The sequence below is a fragment of the Neobacillus niacini NBRC 15566 genome (assembly GCF_001591505.1).
GTDB classification, from domain to species: domain Bacteria; phylum Bacillota; class Bacilli; order Bacillales; family Cytobacillaceae; genus Neobacillus; species Neobacillus niacini.
Map to the genome: position 1 here is coordinate 79,690 of NZ_BCVA01000013.1, position 20,136 is coordinate 99,825.

Annotated in this window: 16 protein-coding genes; 15 read left to right on the forward strand and 1 reads right to left on the reverse strand. The window is 39.1% G+C overall.

What is annotated here, in order from left to right:
* The first annotated feature begins 19 nt into the window (after positions 1–19).
* The 15 genes from BANA01_RS12690 to BANA01_RS12760 all read left to right on the forward strand — a co-directional run bounded on the left by BANA01_RS12690 (position 20) and on the right by BANA01_RS12760 (position 18,165).
* Positions 20–322 carry a WXG100 family type VII secretion target gene (locus tag BANA01_RS12690; protein WP_034675367.1) on the forward strand — a complete coding sequence of 101 codons (303 nt, stop codon included), beginning with the start codon at positions 20–22 and terminating at the stop codon, positions 320–322.
* Positions 323–352: 30 nt separating this feature from the next.
* A complete protein-coding gene (locus BANA01_RS12695; RefSeq protein WP_034675371.1) occupies positions 353–655 on the forward strand; it encodes a pore-forming ESAT-6 family protein in 303 nt (100 codons plus the stop codon).
* A 113-nt stretch (positions 656–768) separates the two neighbouring features.
* A complete protein-coding gene (locus BANA01_RS12700) occupies positions 769–1,614 on the forward strand; it encodes an FHA domain-containing protein (protein ID WP_052106377.1) in 846 nt (281 codons plus the stop codon).
* 15 nt (positions 1,615–1,629) lie between these two features.
* Positions 1,630–2,397 carry a PP2C family protein-serine/threonine phosphatase gene (locus BANA01_RS12705; RefSeq protein WP_034675375.1) on the forward strand — a complete coding sequence of 256 codons (768 nt, stop codon included), beginning with the start codon at positions 1,630–1,632 and terminating at the stop codon, positions 2,395–2,397.
* Between the two features lie 19 nt (positions 2,398–2,416).
* Complete coding sequence (locus BANA01_RS12710; protein WP_034675378.1) at positions 2,417–4,360, forward strand: protein kinase domain-containing protein; 1,944 nt, start codon at positions 2,417–2,419, stop codon at positions 4,358–4,360.
* A 14-nt stretch (positions 4,361–4,374) separates the two neighbouring features.
* Positions 4,375–4,818 (forward strand): hypothetical protein, encoded by a 444-nt coding sequence (locus BANA01_RS12715; protein ID WP_034675381.1) that lies wholly within the window; start codon positions 4,375–4,377, stop codon positions 4,816–4,818.
* Positions 4,819–4,833: 15 nt separating this feature from the next.
* A complete protein-coding gene (locus BANA01_RS12720; protein ID WP_034675383.1) occupies positions 4,834–9,708 on the forward strand; it encodes an Ig-like domain-containing protein in 4,875 nt (1,624 codons plus the stop codon).
* A gap of 238 nt (positions 9,709–9,946) precedes the next feature.
* Entirely contained in the window at positions 9,947–11,311 is a 1,365-nt protein-coding gene (gene purB, locus BANA01_RS12725; protein ID WP_034675386.1) for an adenylosuccinate lyase, read from the forward strand.
* Entirely contained in the window at positions 11,304–11,816 is a 513-nt protein-coding gene (locus BANA01_RS12730) for a GNAT family N-acetyltransferase (protein ID WP_411835059.1), read from the forward strand. Before purB ends, BANA01_RS12730 begins: the two co-directional genes overlap by 8 nt.
* A 5-nt stretch (positions 11,817–11,821) precedes the next feature.
* A complete protein-coding gene (locus BANA01_RS12735; protein WP_034675391.1) occupies positions 11,822–12,628 on the forward strand; it encodes a transporter substrate-binding domain-containing protein in 807 nt (268 codons plus the stop codon).
* 14 nt (positions 12,629–12,642) lie between these two features.
* The gene (locus tag BANA01_RS12740; protein ID WP_034675393.1) at positions 12,643–13,320 is read left to right on the forward strand and encodes an amino acid ABC transporter permease; all 678 of its coding nucleotides are present in this window, start codon (positions 12,643–12,645) and stop codon (positions 13,318–13,320) included.
* Positions 13,321–13,332: 12 nt separating this feature from the next.
* Positions 13,333–14,073, forward strand: coding sequence for an amino acid ABC transporter ATP-binding protein (locus BANA01_RS12745; protein WP_034675396.1), 741 nt, complete (start codon positions 13,333–13,335; stop codon positions 14,071–14,073).
* Positions 14,074–14,075: 2 nt separating this feature from the next.
* Positions 14,076–15,215, forward strand: a complete 1,140-nt coding sequence (locus BANA01_RS12750) for an amidohydrolase (protein ID WP_411835058.1) — start codon at positions 14,076–14,078, stop codon at positions 15,213–15,215.
* Positions 15,208–16,539 carry an MmgE/PrpD family protein gene (locus tag BANA01_RS12755; protein WP_052106378.1) on the forward strand — a complete coding sequence of 444 codons (1,332 nt, stop codon included), beginning with the start codon at positions 15,208–15,210 and terminating at the stop codon, positions 16,537–16,539. Before BANA01_RS12750 ends, BANA01_RS12755 begins: the two co-directional genes overlap by 8 nt.
* Before the next feature lie 195 nt (positions 16,540–16,734).
* On the forward strand, positions 16,735–18,165 hold the full coding sequence (locus BANA01_RS12760; protein ID WP_034675398.1) for an alkaline phosphatase PhoX: 1,431 nt from the start codon (positions 16,735–16,737) through the stop codon (positions 18,163–18,165).
* Between the two features lie 431 nt (positions 18,166–18,596).
* On the opposite strand, the gene BANA01_RS12765 is transcribed toward BANA01_RS12760, so the two are convergent.
* Positions 18,597–20,039 (reverse strand): glycoside hydrolase family 1 protein, encoded by a 1,443-nt coding sequence (locus tag BANA01_RS12765; RefSeq protein WP_034675401.1) that lies wholly within the window; start codon positions 20,037–20,039, stop codon positions 18,597–18,599.
* Positions 20,040–20,136: the final 97 nt, after the last annotated feature.

Consider the following 20,136-nt stretch of genomic DNA (forward strand, 5'->3'; position numbering starts at 1 on the left):
TTTAAAGGAGGTGAAAACAATGGCAAGAACAATCACAGTTGATCCTGCAAAGCTAGATACTGCTGCAGCAAAGATTGACCAGCAATCAGCTGATTATGAGCGTGTTTATAAAGCCCTTTTCAACGAGGTTGAAGGGATGCAGGCTGCTTGGCAAGGCGCTGATAACTTGGCTTACGTAAACCAGATTAAAGGATTTATGGACGATTTCAATCAGATGACGAGCTTGATGAAACAATACTCTGAATTCTTGAAAGTAAGTGCACGCACGTATCGTGAAACACAAAATGAAGTCATTAGTGGAGCGAAACGTTTAACAAACTAATAGAGTCATAATGAATGTGAGGTGGTAACCATGGCAGTAGAAGGAATCAAAATATCTCTGAATGAGGTTAGCAGTACGGCCAATCAAATCCGTAATCTAAATCAACAATTAACGGGTAGATTGGATGAAATTAAGAGAGAAATGAATGCTTTAGCGAATTCATGGAATAGTGATGCATCCAATACAATTCGTAATAATTTCAATGCACTTTCACCAAAGTTTGATAATTTCCGTGAAATTGTTGATAGCTATTCAAAGTTCTTAGATCAAACTGTAAATGCCTATAACTCAACAGAATCAGCAATCAACAGCAACGCGAGTGCATTTAAATAAGCCTGCAGGTTGTATTGTTCCTAACTCTCTTTTTAGAGGAGAGTTAGGAACAACATCATTTCTAGAGCACGTAACACATGGTAGTGCAAAAAAACTAAGATGGAGACGATAAAATGAAAACGGATTTGGAGAAGCTTTTTTCAGGAACGCTTACGAAAGAACAGTTGATGAATCATTTACTAAACATCGTCGACAGTTTAACGGAATTAGAAAAAAACAATGTAGATTTCGAAAACATCTTGCTAGACAAGAAACATATTTTTCTTGATCACTTTTCAAATAGATTAGTATTTATGTGTGTTCCCATAAAGGATAATGTCTTTGAAAAGGTATCAATGGGTGAATTCTTTAAAGAACTAATCGCCTCCACTACCTATGATGAAAATGATGATTTGCTGTGTTTTATCAAGCTTCATAATTACATAGCAAGTACACCTGCATTCCAACTGAAGGACTTTAAAGAAAAACTGATTGAGTTTTCCACCGGTCGGAAACAGAGAAAAGAGCAAGTACGAGAAACAAATTCAAATTTTTACAGTCCAGGTTTCATCACGCGTGCCTTAATGGCAACTGATGAAGAAGGAACAACCGTTTTAGGGGAATTAAATGAGTTGGAAGAGTATGAAGAAGGTACCACGGCGTTAGGGGTAGACAATAGAAATTTGTCAAAACCATATCTCATCGATGCAGAAAGCGGTACGAATATTGTTGTAACGAAAGAAGTTTTTAAATTAGGAAGAGACCCTGAACAAGTCGATTATACGTTGAACAGTAAAGTGGTGGGACGGATTCATGCGGAATTGGTTACCACTGACGGCGAATATTTTTTAATTGATAAACATTCAAGAAATGGCAGCTATGTGAACGGAGTCAAACTGTCTTCAAATGAAAAGACCAAGATTAAACATGAAGATCGAATAAAGCTTGCCAATCAAGAATTTATTTTTAAGTTGTTTTAAAAGGGAGGTTACCTCATGGCGTTTTTAACAGCGCACCACACAGATGTAGGGATCAAAAAGAATACCAATCAAGATGCTTTGTTACTAAAGACAGCGAAAACCCCGAAAGGCTCAGTCGCCCTTTTCATCGTTTGTGATGGGATGGGCGGCTTGTCGCACGGGGAGCTGGCCAGCGCGACGGTCATTAGAGGTATGGCAGAGTGGTTTGATGTGGAAATGCCGAGACTCTCTCAATCAGAGTACATCGGGGAAGAAATTTATGCAGAATTAACAAAGTGCATTAATCAATTGAATGAGAAAATCCTCCACTACGGTGAAACCTCAAAAGTGAAATTAGGCACAACTCTGACCGCATTATTGATCTTCCACAATAAATATTTTATTGCTCATATCGGAGATAGCCGGGCATACAGCATTTCTAACAGCCTGCATCAACTGACGCAGGATCAAACGTTAGTCGGAAGGGAAGTAGCCCGTGGGAACATAACGGAAGAGCAGGCCAAAGTAGATCCGCGCCGAAATGTGCTGCTGCAATGTGTTGGGGCAACAAAAGAAATTGAAGTTGGCTTTTCCACAGGTGATGTCCAATTAAACACGGTGTTTATGTTATGTTCCGACGGATTCTACCATCAAATAACCGAGGAAGAGTTAGCGCTAAATCTTAGTCCAGAAACGATAAAAAGTGATCAGCAGCTGAAGGACAAAATTGTCGAGTTAGTAGAGTTAGTAAAGGCTAGGAAAGAAGTAGATAATATTTCGGTTGTAGCAGCAAAAGTTTTGTAATTTAGCGGGGGCGTTTTTCTTGATAGAAATTGGAGCGGTAATTGATGAAAGATATGAAATATTAAAGGAAATTGGCCGCGGCGGCATGAGTATCGTTTATCTAGCAATGGATAACAGACTGAACAAATCATTAGTCGTAAAGGACATTCGTAAACGCGCATCTAGCAATAACGAGCTTCTGATCAACAGCTTGATTGTCGAAGCCAATATGCTCAAAGTTCTTGACCATGGGGCGCTGCCAAAGATCTACGATATTATCGAATCTGAGGGTGATATCTATGTGGTCATGGACTATATCGAAGGAGAGTCTTTAAAAGAAAAGCTGAAACGAGAAAAGACCATTTCGACGAATCAGGTTATTGACTGGGCAAGGCAGCTAAGTGAGGTTTTGGAATACTTACATACAAGAAAACCCTACCCAATTATTTATCGTGATATGAAACCAGATAATATCATGCTTACCCCTGAAGGGAAAATTAAGCTGATTGACTTTGGAATCGCAAGGGAATTCAAGAGCGAGAGTTCTACGGACACAACCAATTTAGGAACGAAATCTTATGCCGCACCTGAGCAGATGTCCGGCAAGCAGACGGATGCGCGCACGGATATCTATAGCTTAGGCGTTACCTTGTATCATCTAATCACCGGTAAGAGTTTGAATGAGCCGCCCTTTGAGCTTAAACCAATCCGTCATTGGGATCCAGCCCTTCCTGAAGGGCTAGAACATATTATTATGAAAGCGACACAGTCAGAGCCAGCCAATCGCTATCAAAGCTGCAGTGAACTATCCTATGACCTTGAAAATATTAACAAGCTGACAGCAGGGTATAAAAAGAAGCTGCGCAAGAAGCTATCCATCTTTCTTGTACCTGCTGTTTTGTGTCTCATCTTTACGACCACAACCGTGTTTGGATATAAAGGCGTGAAAAATACGCAGTTCCAAGATTATATGAGCTTGGTGAATGATAGCTCGGTTTATTTAATGGATGGCAACGATAAGAAAGCAATTGAAACCTTGGAAAAAGCAATCACAACCATCGATAATCGCCGAGCTGAAGCCTATATCAATTTACTAGATTTATATAGTAATCGAAATGAAACTGATACGGGGTTAGCGAAAATAGAAGCCTATATTGAGGATGAGTATGGAGATATCCATGAGAATAATGAGGTCCGATTTAAAATGGGGATGACGTATTTTGATATCAAACATAACTACTCGGAGGCGTTAAAGCATTTCAATCAAGTCGATCCAGAGGTAATTCCAGATGCGCAGTATTATGAAGCATTAGCGACAACGATGATTTCAATGAATATTGACTATAAGAAGTTCTCCGAAAATCTACTTGAATTTGAAACGTTCAATGATCGGCTGCCAAATGGACGAAAGAAAATTGATAACTATAATTCTTTAGCAAATATATACATCTCGTATAAAGGGCAAATAACCGATGCCAATACCAAAGCAATTGAAATTGTTGAAAAAGCCTACGAGGTTCTACGATTACTCGAAAATGAGAACTTATTAATCAAGTATGAATTGGATTTTGAACAAAAATTAGCCCAAGCCTTCTATAGCAGAGGTGTAAATTCAAAGGATAAAGTGACCGCAAGGGAAGACTACGAGCAGGCAATCGAGCATTATCAAAACCTTATAGAATTAAATGCTAGTAATGAAGAAGAAATCGTAGTGAAAATTGGGGTCATTTATCAAGAAATGGGTGAGCATGCCCGCGCGGGTGAGCAATTCCAAAAAGCGATAAAAAGGTTTCCAAAAAGTACGGATGCCTATGTGAAGCTTGGAAATTTATTGTTAGATATCGAACAAAGTAAAGAGGAGTCCAGTCGAAATTATCAAGCCGCAAAGCTGGTTTATGAACAAGCAAGCGCACTAGATCAATCAGGTGAGGATGAAGCCTTCAAAAAGCTAAAAAGGAGGTTTGATAGCTTAAGTATTAACTAGAAAGGAGCTGGAAAATGGAGTACCAAATTATGCTTTACGGAGGAATGGCCGGTGCACTGATAACCTTAATTATTTCAATTATCCTCTACGTCAAAATGGGTATTGCCCAAGTGGTCGAGGATTTAACCGGTATAAGCCTTCGGAAAAGATTACATAAAAAGCGAAAAGCCCAAGATAAATCAAATGAAAAGCGGCTGACAAAGGAAATTATGTTAAAGAAGCAATATGCTGGGGAGGCTGCAGCTAGTCAAGAAACCGAACTTATGGACAATAGGCTAGAGGAAACAGCCTTACTAGGTGATGAAGATATCGAAGAAACCACTTTGTTAACAGCCGACCTTGATGAAACAACGGTTTTATCGGAGGAGGCAGAGGAAACTTCATTATTACTAGAGAAAGAAGATTTTTTCAAAAAAGAAGTTGATGTAATCGTTGTTCATTCCACCACGATTATCTAAGGGGAGTGTAGTAGAATGGCAGAGAGGATAGCTAAAAGATACAAAAGTAAAAAGAAGGTAATCTGGACATTAACGGTCATTCTTTTGCTAATTTCAGTGTTTATATTTAGCACAAATGCATTTTCACTTGATGGGGCAAAGCGATATATTGTCTTTAATGAGGAAAAATGGGACATGGAATCAATGGATCAGCCAGAGTGGATGACCAATAAAGATAGTGTTACCTTCAAGGTAGATTTAAAGGAAGATTTTGAGAATAACAGTCAGGGTGATAGTGTTACGGAGGGGAAGGTACCGTTTACAGTTATGGCTGATTACCAAGGCGGTAAGGTCCCAATAACCATGGAAGAAATGAAGGACCCTGAGTTAGGTTTTTTAGGGGAATATTTGGTTTCAATCCCAATGCAGCCTGATAGTCCCGAGGGCAGCCTACATGTAACAGTGAAATTTGCTGAAGGTAATTCATGGAATATTCCAGTTTCAACCAACACATTTACCATAAATCGAGATGCTGTTAAGCCTGTAGTGACGATTACACCTTGGTTCGAAAATGGAAGTTTTCAAGACGGAGGGTTTACTAACAAGCCGGTCTCAATGGGTATAAAAGTAACGGACAGTAATTTTCTTCCTGGAGACAATACGGTTTCAATTCTAAAAGATGGGATTGCCTACCAACCAGCACAGGCACCTGTCTGGAAAGAAAATGAAACGTTCCTAACTTTCGATAATACCGGATTTTATGAAGTAACGATTGCTGCCGCTGATAAAGCCGGAAATAAAAGTGATTCCACAAAAGTCACGTTTGGTATCGTGAAACAAGGTCCGCGATTAACGATAAAGGATAAAAACGACAGTGGTTTTTATAAAAATGTTGAACTGGAAGTGGAAAGCGACATTCTTATCTATGACGCAACAGCAGTGATTGAGAAAACGATCAATGGTGAAACGACGTCGGAAGTGAGAATTTTCGAGAAAAAAGGTAAAAATGCTGTCCTTTCCCTGACAGAGGATGGTAACTACAAGGTAAGTGTTACGGTAAAAGATCGGCAAAATATTGATCCTGGACATCAGTTAGGGATCACAAGTTTTACGATTGATCAAACAGCACCGGTCCTAGCCATTAACGGTGTCATTGACCAAGGTGAATACAAGGAACCTAAAGATGCTCAAATCAGTGTGATTGATGCGAATGTCGATAATAGTAAAACCGAGCTTAAAATAACGGCAGGAAACCGAGTAACAACCTATAAGGGTGAAGAAGCTTACAAAAAATATTCTTTTACCGAGGAAGGTGTTTATGTACTTGAATTAAGCGCCACCGATAGGGCTCAGAATACCGCAGTTAAAAAACTAACATTTATAATCGATAAGTCTGCGCCAACACTTGATATCACTGGGGTAAATACAGGGGAATTTTACAACTCGGATAAAAATAAAAAGGAAGTAACAGTATCCGTAGAAGATTTAACCCTTGATTTAACGCAAACAACGTTAAAAGTCGAGAAAGATGGGGCTGCTTATCCAGAATCGATTCAGTTGAGCGGCGTATCAGACTCAAGAGCAGAGGCAAAACATACCTTTACAGCTGAAGGGAAATATAAGCTTACCCTTACTTCAACAGATAAACTAAAACAAGCTGCGACAGCAAAATCAGTTTCTTTTACCATTGATAATACAGCCCCAAAATCGGTTGTTACCCTAGATGGCACGATGATGACAGAAGATGAACTAGTGGTGGATGGCGAGAAAACGGTAAAAATAATGGTAACCGACAAGCACCATGATGCTTACAACCTAACGGTTAGGAAGAATGGTGAAGAGTATGGAATCAACCCATTCATTCGTGACGGTGACACAGTTGCAGCGGAACATTTATTTAAAGATGACGGAGTCTATGAAATTAAAGTAGAATCTACCGATAAAGCGGGTAATGAAAATGTTCTGACAAAAACCATTACGATTGATACCGGCAAACCAGATATTCAATTTAAAGGGGTTAACCATCAGGAACACTATAACAGTGAAACGGTGGATGTAACAGTAATCGTCAATGATTTCACGTTTGATAAAAACAAAACAACCCTTGAAATGACAAGAACTAATGGTGATCAGATGACCGAACTCAAACCAGGCAGCTGGGACATCTATGATTATTTGAAGTGGCTGTATAAAGGGGAAATGAACCTTACTTTCCGAGATGAAGGCGTGTATCAGCTTAAAGTAACGGCAGAGGACAGATTCGGAAAAGTGAGCTCGAAAACCGTAACGTTTACCATTGATAGAACTGCACCAATGGTTGATATCACCGGGATTAATGAAGGTGCCTTTGTTAAAGGCGGTGGGGTTGTCATCGGGGTTAATGAATACTATTATGAAACAAATAAGGTAACGGTTACAGTTCAGAAAGATGAAAGTGAAAAAGAAGAAACGTTTGTGAATACAGATGAGCAATCTAAACTTGCATTAGACTTTACTGAAGATGGAGATTATCGCATAAAAGTGTCTGCAGAAGATAAGGCTGGAAACAAAGCCTCCGACATGGAATTATCGTTCACCGTCGATACGATTAAACCAGTAATCGAGATTATCGACGAGAACACTAGCGAACAGGTGAAGAATCACTCCTATCACGCAGAGGGCAAAAATGTTTCAATCGTAGTCAATGAACATAATTTTGCTAACAACAATGTCCAGTATGAAGTAATAGAAAAAAATACTGTTACGAATGAAAGTAAAACGGTATGGATCGGTGAGTGGAGAAACTTTGCTGAAATATCTAGTCTTTCCTATCAATTTAAAGATGACTATGAGTATTTCATCAAGGTGATTGCGGAAGATGCAGCTGGCAACACTGCTGATGAAAAATCCGTAACGTTTACGATTGATACGATCAATCCGATAATAGCAACCGATGGTATTGAGAATGGTCAGCATTACCAAAGTACGTCAGCGGCTTTTTGGGTCAAGGATACGAATATCGACATATCTAATACGAAGCTGAATGTGTTAAAAGATGGGGTGCCTTATAGCATTGGTGATATTGCATTAAGTTATCAAACAGAAGGTGCACTAAGCTATACGTTTAAAGAAGAAGGAAATTATACAGTGACGTTGGAAACAACTGATAAAGCGAAGCGAAAAAGCGTCCATGGACCGATAAGTTTTATTATTGATTCAACGAAGCCGGTTGTAAAAGTCGAAGGTGTGGACAATCATTCCTTTAACCCTACAGACAAAAACGTAACAGTATCCGTAAATGAGAAGAATTTTTCAACAAATAATGTTGAATTGGTGGTAACAAAAGATAACAAGCGATATGATTTGGGTTCTTTCATCACGTACCAAAAACAGCTTTCCTCCATTAGTCATAATTTTTCCGAAGATGGATTGTACGATATCTTGGTTAAATCAACTGATAAAGCTGGCAATGGACCTGTTGAGGTAAACCGCACATTTACGATTGATAAATCAAAACCTACTATAGAAATAACGGGTGTGGATCAGGATGCCTTTTATAATGTGGATAAGAAAGTAAGTGTAGCGATTCGCGACGTGAACTTAGACATGAACAAAATAACGGTTACAAGAGATGGTGCCCGATATAATGCCGGCAGCTTCTCTATCAGCAATAATACGGCATCGCTTTATCACAATTTTAGTGAAGAAGGAGACTATCAAGTCTTGGTAGAAGCTGCCGATAAAGCTGGAAATAGTTTCTCACAGCAAGTGAGCTTCACGATTGATAAAACAAAGCCAGTCATCACCCCTAAATTTCAAGGACAAAACAGAGTAATCAAGGACGGTGAATATATAAACGAAATCTTCACACCGGAATTTGCTCTTGATCAGAAAGATGATTCGATCGTTTCTGTTGCATTAAACGGTACAAATACAGGCAGAACGGCTCCGACTGCATCGAAGGAAATGGCTTACCACTTTCATGTATTAGCTCGAGATAAAGCGGGTAATGAAACAACGTTGGAAATTAAGTTTACTGTCGATACAACAAAGCCGGCATTATCAATTTCCGGTATACTTGATGGATTTTTTAATGAGAATGTGGTGCCAAATATTACGTATTCAGACATTCATTTAGATCCAAGCAGAACTTCTGTAACGTTGAATGGTGCTCCTTACAAAAACGGAACGAAACTAGAATTGGAAAAAGACTATGTTCTCAAAGCAATCGTGACAGATTTAGCGAACAATGTTAGTACGAGAACCATCGTTTTTACAATTGATAAAACGTCACCAGTCATCAAGTTTAAAGAACCTGTTTCGAATAAGTATTTTAATAAGGATGTAATTCCGGAGTTGTTGATTGAGGATTTGAACGAATATGATATCATTGCCCTAACCTTGGACGGCAAGGAATATAAACTTGGCGATCCGATTACTTCTGAAGGTAAGCATGTTTTGTTTTTCGAGGTAAAGGATAAAGCCGGAAATATTAAGCAATTAAGTGTTGAGTTTGTTATAGATAAAAAAGCTCCGAAGATTATTTATGATGGAATTAAGCAGAATGAGCAATACTATGAGGCTGTTAAAGCAACAATAAGCCTTGATAATCCAAAGGATGACATTAAATCCATTCTGGTAAATGGCAAGGTTCACCACTTTGAACAATCAGCTGGTGAGAATGGTGCGACCGTCTTTACATCTACTTTCTCAGAAATCAATTCCTATAAGGTAGAAGTTACAGCAGTGGATGATGCGGGAAATGAAACGACTATAGACATTCCGTTTGAGATTGCCGAGAAAACGGCTTTAGTGAAGTTTTATGAGAACAAACCATTGTTTGCAGGTTCGTTAATCGGACTATTTGGAGTAATGGGACTTGGAATCACTGTATTAGCTAGACGAAAGAAAATAGCAGCAGTGGAGGACTAAAATCAGCAGAAGGCTGTAAATGATGAACAGATCATTTACAGCCTTCTTAGCATTTTACCTTTTTCAATTGTCTGGATTTTTTTGGCAATGTCGGAATCTATCATTTTTTGATTTAATTTGTTTAATAGAAAGACTAATTATGTTAAAATACTTCTTATTCATAGTAAAACTATAGGTTTTTATATTTTTAGAGAAAATTCCAATGATTTTTAAATTTTCTTTGAAGGGGTGGGCATAATTGGGTTCTCATGTTTTAGATTTAAGAATGCTGCAAAATAACTTTAGTACGGAAGAAATGCGCTCTGTTTGGAATGATGAAAATAGATTGCAAAAAATCCTTGATGTTGAAGCAGCGTTAGCCTTAGCGGAGAGCGAACTTGGAGTTATTCCAGAACAGGCTGGAAGAGCGATTAAAGACGCTGCTAAAATAGAAAACTTTGATATTGAGAAAATTGCAACTGAGGCGGCTAAATTAAAACATTCTTTAATGGCGACGGTCAATCATCTGCAATCATTGTCAGGAGAATACGGCGAATATGTTCATTATGGCGTAACCACACAAGATGTTACCGATACAGGTACTATTCTCCAACTGAAAGAAGCAAATGAGATTCTTAAGCGCGATACTAGGAAGGTAGCAGAGCTCTTAATTGGTTTGGCCTCCAAGTATAAGGAAACGCCAATGCCAGGTAGAACACACGGAATGCAAGGATTACCGACAACGTTTGGCTTTAAGCTTGCAGTTGTATTAAGTGAGTTTGAACGTCATTTAGAAAGATTAAAGGCTGCCGAAGAGCGGGTACTAACCGGGGTTCTTGCTGGCGGTGTTGGTACATATGCAGCTCTAGGAGGTATCGGTCCAAAAGTTGAAGCGCGAGCGTTGGAACTTTTAGAGCTGGATACCCCTGATATCTGTTGGCATTCTTCTCGAGACCGAATTTCAGAGTACGGTTCTGTGCTTGGATTAATCAGTGGTTCACTCGGTAAATTGGGGAATGAATTCTATAATTTAATGCGTACAGAGATTGATGAAGTAGAAGAACCATTTGCTGCAGGGAATGTTGGTTCGACAACAATGCCGCATAAGCGAAATCCTGCTATTTTTGAAGGTATTGCAAGTCTAACTAGACCAATTCTTCATAGTGTTGCTTTGCTGCATGAATCCTTAATGATGGAACATGAAAGAGATGCGATGAGCTGGAGAAGTGAATGGATCGCTTTACCTGAAATTTGTTTATATTTATCGTCACAACTAAAAAGTACCATAACAGTTCTACAAGGGCTTGTAGTAAAACCTGAAAATATGATGAGAAACCTGGAACTTCAAGGTGGACTTGTCCTTTCAGAACGTGTCATGTTTGCTTTATCTGAAAAAGTAGGAAAACAATCAGCACATCACCTTGTTTATGAAATCGCAATGGAATCGACGGAACAAAAAATTCCATTTAAAACACTTCTTATTCAAAATGAAAAGGTAAGTTCAGTCCTTTCTGAGGAGCAAATTAATCAACTTTTAGACCCAGGCCAGTATATTGGGCTAGCAAGCCAAAAAGTCGACGAGGTCATTTCTTCAATCAAAAATGGAGGAAATCTAAGTGAGTAATGTGACCTTCCATCAAGCGACAAATGAGGATATCCCTGCATTAATCGATTTATCCTTACGAGGGTATGCTTCTATCCGTGAATTGGGAATTCATTTTGCTGCTGCAACTGCAGATGAGGAATTGGTAAAAAGAAATATTAATGAAAATATTTGTTTTTATATGAAAGACGGGGACGAAATGGTGGCGACTGCTTCTATACGGATGCCATGGGGTACCCATCATGGACCATATGAAGTTCCACATATTTGGTGGGTGGCGGTGTCTCCTGAATTTAAGAGAAAAGGGTATGCTACAAAAATATTAGATTTTGTCGAGTATGATTTTTTAAGAGATAAACTTCATTGTCCGTCTGTAACGCTTGGGACTGCAAAAGAACACCCTTGGCTTGCTGAAATGTATCTTAAGCGCGGGTATAAAGAGGTTGGCGAGGCAGATTTAGGAAAAGGGCACACCACCGTTTATTTAGAAAAATTGTTATTATCAAAAACATATAAAAAAAGGTAGGGAACATGATGAAGAAAAAAATCGCATTAATTATTAGTATCGCACTTTTATTATTTTTAGCTGCTTGCGGCGGTACAAATGAACAATCAAAAGATAATGGAAATAGTGAAAAAAGTGAAGAAAAAAAGGTAATTCGTGCAGGTTCAACAGCACAAAGCTATCCAAACGGTTATGAAGAAGATGGTAAGTTAATTGGATTTGACGTAGAAGTGTTCGAAAAAGTTGCAGCAAACCTTGGCTATGAAGTGGAATGGGTAAAATCTGACTTTGCAGGATTAATGGGTCAGTTGGAAACAGGTAAAATTAACACAGTTGCGAACTTTGTTGCAGTAACAGCAGAAAGAAAAGAAAAATACAACTTCTCTGAGCCTTACGCATATGCAGGGGCTACAATTGTTACACATAAAGACAACGATTATGATAGTTTAGAAGATTTAAAAGGAAAAACGGTTTCCGGTGTTCTAGGTTCTAACAATGTTAAAAACTTACAAAATTTTGACCCTGAAATTATTCCAAAAACGTATGAAACACGTGATGGAGCTATGAATGACGCGATTAACAAACGTGTAGATGGATATGTAAACTCTAAATCTTCCTTAATTGCTGAAATTGCTAAAGGCGACCTGCCATTGAAATTTGTTGGCGACCCATTTGTATATGAAGATATTGCTTTTCCTTTTGTGAAGACGGAAGAAGGCGAGAAATTAAGTAAAGAGTTTGATACTGAAATTCAAAAATTACGTGAAGATGGAACGTTAACAGAATTATCAAAGAAATATTTCTCTGGTGAAGACATCACAGTTAAGCAATAATCTGGAGGTATAACATGGAATTTAAACTAGATTTCGGCTATTTAGTCGAAATTATCCCAGAGCTTTTATCATTCATACCTCTTACGCTGTTTCTAGCTGTCATATCGATGATATTTGCTATTATCGGCGGTTTGATTTTAGCCTTAATTATAAGATCGAATATTCCAGTCCTCAAACAGTTAGCGACGATATATATTTCGTTTTTCCGTGCCATTCCAACATTGGTACAATTGTTTTTAATCTATTATGGGTTACCGCAGATTTTTCCGGCATTTACTGCGATGACGGCCATTACGGCTGCCATTGTGGGATTAAGCTTAAAACAGGCAGCTTTTCTGGCTGAAATCTTCCGTGCAGCCCTAAATTCTGTTGATAAAGGACAAGTAGAGGCATGTTTATCCGTCGGAATGACAAGAGCTCAAGCCTTTCGCCGAATTGTCCTGCCGCAGGCAACGCGTAATGCGATTCCTGCGACAAGCAACGTTTTTATTGGTTTAATTAAAGAAACATCCCTTGCGTTTACATTAGGGGTAGTGGAATTATTCGCACAAGGAAAAATCTTAGCGGCATCATCTCTTAAATTTTTTGAAACCTATTTAGCATTGGCGTTACTATATTGGTTCTTAATTATCATCTTTACCTTGATCCAGCAGACGCTTGAAAAACGAATGGAAAAACCGTATATATCGTAAAGGAGTTTTACCATGATAACTGTTACAAATCTGAAAAAGAGGTTCGGTGAAAATATCGTATTAAATGGCGTCGATTTACATGTTAATCGTGGCGATGTATTAGCGATTATTGGACCGTCTGGCTCGGGGAAATCGACGTTACTGCGCTGCTTGAATTTATTAGAAATGCCGGATGAAGGCATTATTGAAATTGGCGATACAAAAGTGGATGTAACGAAAATGAGCAGAAAGGAAACGCATCTGCTCAGGCAGGAAACGGCCATGGTTTTCCAAAACTATAATCTTTTTAAAAATAAAACAGCTTTGCAAAATGTTACAGAGTCATTGATTGTCGCGAAGAAAATGGATAAGCAGGAAGCCGAAAGAATAGGAAAAGAGCTTTTAATCAAGGTTGGTCTTGAGGACAAGTTTCATCAGTATCCTGCTACCTTATCAGGCGGTCAGCAGCAGCGTGTTGGGATTGCCCGAGCGCTTGCTGTGAACCCGCATGCAATTTTATTTGACGAACCAACTTCAGCGCTTGATCCAGAATGGGTCTCTGAAGTTCTACAAGTAATAAAAAATATTGCTCAACAGAAAACAACGATGATTATCGTGACTCACGAAATGAAATTTGCCGAAGAGGTAGCCAATCGGGTTATTTTTATGGCAGATGGTAATATTGTTGAAGAAAATGAACCAAAGGAAATTTTCCATAACCCGAAAAATCCAAGAACGAAACAATTCTTAAAAACATTGGAAAGAGATGAATAAACATGAACATGTCTCATGAACTATTACGTGATTTAATTGAAAAACGAAGATATTTACATGAGAATCCAGAACTTGCATTTGAAGAATTCAATACGACTGAACATATAAAAAAATGGTTAACAGAGCATGGGATTTCGATCCTGCCGCTTGATTTAGAAACAGGATTAGTTGCTGAGGTAAAAGGGGCATTTGATGGGCCAACCATTGCCATTCGTGCGGATATTGACGCTTTGCCAATCAATGAAAAAACGAATGTACCATTTAAGTCTAAAGTTGAAGGCAAAATGCATGCATGTGGTCATGATTTCCATACTACTTCGATTTTAGGGGCAGCGATTCTTTTAAATCGCAAGAAAGAAGAGTTACATGGGACTGTCAGATTTATTTTTCAAGCTGCAGAAGAAGTGGCCCAAGGGGCAAAGAGATTTGTTGAAAAAGGTGCATTAGAAGGCGTCTCTGCCATTTTTGGTATGCACAATAAGCCTGATTTACCTGTAGGAACCATTGGTGTAAAATCAGGCGGTCTGATGGCAAGTGTCGATAAGTTTGAAATAAAGTTTATTGGTGTAGGCGGCCACGCAGGAATACCTCATAATTCCATTGATCCGATTGTCATTGCTAGTCAATACGTAACAGCTGTGCAATCGATTGTTTCTAGAAGAATGGATTTGTTTGATAATGCTGTCGTTAGTATCACGAGTATTCATGGCGGCAACACATGGAACGTGATTCCTGATGTTGTTACGTTAGAAGGTACCGTTCGTACGTTCCAGCCGAAAGCACGTGAAGCGATTCCAGGTTTAATGAAGAAATTGGCTGAGTCCATTGCTGAAGGAAATGGTGGTTCAGTCGAATTTAACTGGGAAGATTATTTGCCAGTCGTTAATAACGATTCGAAATTCGAAGAAGTCATTCGTGCGACAGTAGTGGAAAGTGGTTATCAGGTTGCAGAGGCAGTACCGAGTGCAGGCGGAGAAGATTTTGCCTTTTATCAAACTTACATTCCAGGCTTTTTTGTTTGGATGGGGGTAGAGGGACCACAAGAATGGCACCATCCTGAGTATGATTTGAAAGAAGACGCTATAAAGGTTGCTTCCGAGTTTTTCGCAAATTTAGCGGTAAAAGTTTTAGGAAATGACTGATTTTACCCGATTCATTGTTGGCCAGATAAACAGCACTTCTGATTATGAAAAGCTGGGAACCGTGACCAAAAGAAATTTAAAAAACGGAGTATTGGACTATTTTATTTCTTGTTTTGCAAGTGTGAAATATGATCCAAACTTTCAAAATGTATTGAACACAGCAATTTACAGCAGCCTTGATAAGGCTGCTGTTATTGGTACGGAATGGAAGGTACATCCTTTTGATGCGTGCCTGATTAACGGGTATTCGGCACATGCCTTAGATTTAGACGATGTCCATTCTGAGATTCGCGGTCATCCCTCTGCGGTTATTTTAAGCTTGTTGTTCTCTTTAGTAGAAGAAAAGGACAATATCAATTCTTTCTATGAAGCTTATTTAATAGGGATAGAAACGATGACCCGGTTCGCTAAGTTATTGGGAACAGAGCATTATGAAAAAGGTTTTCACACGACAGCTACGGCAGGGGTTTATGGAGCGGTAGCAGCTGGCGCACATTATTTGAATTTTTCTTCTGACCGAATCGCTCAAGCCTTTAATTTATGTGTTTCTAAAATTAGCGGTTCTAGAAGTCATTTTGGGACATTGATTAAACCCTTACATGCTGGGTTGGCAGCACAGAATGCATGGCAAATCCTACATCTTGTAAAAAATAATGTCACCGGAAGTGAAAATACCATTCTTTCCAAAAATGGATTGCTGTCTATGTATGTAGAAAATGAGAGAGAACCATGGCAGCTTTTTGAAAAGTGGGGAGAATCGTGGGCGATTGACACTCCTGGATTGTGGTTTAAATTATATCCTTGCTGTTCTGCTAATGCGCATGTGATAGACGCAGTGAAGGAAATTAAGAAGAAACATAGATTTACAGCTGGTGAAGTGGCCTCTGTCGAACTATTCTTTCCTCCTAATGGGGATGCAGCATTGGTTCATACTAGCCCTGAAAATGGAGAACAAGGTCGTTTTAGTGCTGAATATTGCACGGCGCTGCTGTTGTTGGATCAAGATTTATCGATTGAAAACTTTACAGTGGGCACGATTTCTGGAGAAGTTCACAATGTTATGCGCAAGATAAAGCGAAATTATGATGGAAACATCCCAAAAAAAGAGGTTAGTTATCCAAAAGGGAGATATTGTATAGTAGAAATATCCCTAATGGATGGGCAAAGGTTTGTATCAAGGGTTGATGCTCCGATAGGTTCACCAGGTAACCCGCTCAAATTCAAAGACCTATTAAATAAAGCTTCCAATTTATTGGGTAATGAGGCCAAAAATCTAATCGAGATTTTTTCTTCAGAAGTGGAGTCGTTTGAAAGGCTTTTATAGAAGATATCAGTTTATACTGCCTGACCCTAAAGTCAATAGGGTTAGGCATTTTTTTGTGATTGAAATGAAACTAAGAACTATTTACAATTCTTTATCATTAATTTACTGAATATTTACGTAAATCCTGATTTCTCTTAAAACTATTCATTTAATCTATTACTAGATTCATAATTAATAGTTGAGGAGAGATAGTCTGTGAATAATGAAACTTCTAAAAATGGCTTGAACAGAAGAGACTTTTTAAAAGCGGGAGGAATGGGTACACTTGCCCTTACAATTGGTTCATCAGGGGTATTGGCACTTGGATCAAAAGCATTTGCAGATAAGGCGAATAATCCAACCAGCGGTTTTGGCGGTTATGGTCCTCTGGTACCGGATCCAAATGGAATTCTCGACCTACCAGAAGGTTTTCATTACAAAATTATCTCTACAGAAGGCGGTTTAATGTCAAACGGGGCAAAAATCCCGGGTGCCTTTGATGGAATGGCAGCATTCGAAGGGCCAAACAATACTACTATTTTAGTTCGTAACCATGAACTGGGGGCAGGCGCAGCATTTGGAAGCAATCCTTTTGATGCAGCTGCTCAAGGTGGTACAACGGCTCTAGTTGTAGGAGCTAATCGAGAAGTGGTAAAAGAATATGTAACCTCTTCAGGTACCATTCGTAATTGCGCTGGCGGAGCGACACCATGGGGTACATGGTTAACTTGTGAAGAAACACGTTCTGAGACACATGGATATGTATTCGAAGTAGATCCACAGCAGCCGGAAGACGAAATGTCCAAAACTCCAATCAAGGAGATGGGCCGTTTTGCACACGAAGCTTGTGCAATTGATCCAGTGACAGGATACGTATACTTAACTGAGGACGCTAGCCCAAGTTACCTTTACCGTTTTATCCCAAATAACCTGAGCCAAAAGCCTGGCGCGTTACAGGAAGGTGGTACGCTGTTTGCAGCTGCGATAGAAGCAGTAACTGATCCAGCAGCTAGCACATTTAAAACAGGACAAACATTTAAAATTGTTTGGAAGAAAGTAGACCCTCATTTGTGCCGTGAGGAAGCTGCTGCACAGAATTGTATTAAGTTTTCTAGACTTGAGGGCGCATTCTTCCAAGAGGGTGTTTTCTGGTTCGATGACACCTCTGCTGGTGACAAAAAGCTTGGACGCGTTTACCGTTATATTCCACACACTAATACATTAGAACTTTTCTATGAGGGAAATGATGCACGAGAAATGGAATATCCAGATAATATTTGCTGCACTCCATGGGGCGATCTTTGGTATGCAGAAGATGGTTCAGGTCAAGACCGACTTATGGGAATTACCCCAGAAGGCAAAGTCTATCCTTTTGCTGCCAACGTTCTAAGTGGATCTGAATTGGCAGGACCAACCTTCTCCCCTGATGGAAATACACTTTTTGTTAATATTCAAAGTCCCGGCAAAACCTTTGCAATATGGGGACCGTTCCAACGTAGAAACTCTGCGCGCGCAAGAGAAATGTCCTACTCTGCTCCTGTCAATCTTGCACCGCAAGTTTCGGAAAAAGTGGCGAAGGCTGCAGAGGGACAAGGTATGTCCGTACTTGAAGCAGCAGCATTTGAACGTCATGGCATAAAGTTATAATTTAGTATTAACTTAAAAAAACAGAGATCAAATTTCTTTATTGGGAAAATTAGATGTTTTGTCCTTAATCTAGTAACAAGTAAAAGTTAAAAATAGGCGGACGTTTTCCGGTTAAATACAAAATGAAGCTCGTTTTGGGGAAAATAAGCGGAGGATTTCCGCCTATGCAAAGCAAAATCTCTCAATTTCCACTTTTTCAAGCCAATAGGCGGAATTTCTCCGTCTAATTAAGCCTTTTTTAAAAAAATTTCTAATTAAGCGGAAATTTTCCGTTTATCTAGCAACGCGGGTGCGTAGTCTAACCTGCCCCCCAACATTGATAAACAAAGAAAAAGACGTAGGCAAAAGCTTACGTCAATTTTTGTGTCTTTAATAAGGGGAGACTTGAAACTGAACTCGTTAATGCTTCCTTGGTCTCTACCTTTATACTCTTATAGTTCTTGCCCATTTGTAGCAATCACGTTTTTGTACCAGAAGAATGATTTCTTCTTACTGCGGTCAAGCGTACCACTTCCATCATCATGTTTATCTACATAGATAAAGCCATAACGCTTTGACATTTCGCCTGTTGATGCACTAACTAGGTCGATACAGCCCCAAGGAGTGTATCCCATTAAATCTACTCCATCTTCAATGGCTTCACCCATTGCATCGATATGGCTTCTTAGATAATCAATACGATAATCATCATTGATGGAGCCATCCTCTTCCACCTTATCATATGCGCCGAGCCCATTTTCTACGATGAATAGTGGCTTTTGATAACGGTCATATAATTGGTTAAGAGCGATCCGAAGACCAGTAGGGTCAATTTCCCAGCCCCAATCACTAGCGCTTAAGAATGGGTTTTTCACGCCGCCAATTAGATTACCTTGTCCAATTTCCTCTGGTGTTTTATTCTTTTTATCTGTGCGTGACATATAGTAACTGAATGAAATGAAATCAACTGTACCTTCCTTGATGATTTCTAAGTCACCTTCTTTAATCTCAAGGTTGATGCCGTTTTCTTTAAAGAAACGTTTTGCAAATGCTGGATAAGCTCCTCTGATCTGAACATCACCACAATAATTATTAAATAGACGCTCCTCTTGTAATGCGTGCATCACGTTTTCAGGGTTGCAATCATAAGAGTATGTCGGTGCATAAATAAGCATACAGCCGATCTGACTTCCTGGAATGATTTCATGTCCTGCTTTTACAGCAAGTGCACTTGCTACAAATTGGTGATGTAGACCTTGGAAGCTATCTTGTAACTTTGTTTCTTCCGTCTCTGGTGAGAAACCAAGTCCCAGAAGCGGCATGTGTGTTGCACCATTGATTTCGTTAAAGGTTAACCAGTATTTTACTTTGTTTTTATAGCGATTGAACAATGTTGTTGCATAGCGCTCAAAGAAACCGATCACTTCACGGTTACGCCAGCCGCCATATTCTGTGATTAAATGCAGTGGAATCTCATAGTGAGAAATCGTAACAACTGGTTCAATATTATATTTTGCTAATTCATCGAATACACGGTCATAGAATGCTAAACCTTCTTCATTTGCTTCTAATTCGTTACCTTTAGGGAATATTCGGCTCCACGCAATACTCATTCGATATGTTTTAAAACCCATTTCAGCAAAAAGAGCGATATCTTCTTTATAGCGGTGATAAAAATCAATACCATCATGGTTTGGATAAACATATTTCTCACTATCGATCTTAAAATCAAAACCTGGTTCTCCAATAACCTTTAATCTTACTTTTCCACCAGGCATAACATCAGCAAGGTTCATTCCTTTGCCGCCTTCAAGATAAGCACCTTCTAATTGGTTAGCAGCTGTTGCGCCGCCCCATAAAAATCCTTCTGGAAATTGATATGTTGATTGATTCATATAGTATCCCTCCATTTTTTTGGTTACGCTTTCTAATTGGGCAAATAAAAAAACCTAAACCACGCAAATGAAGACATAAAGGTCTCATAGATTACGT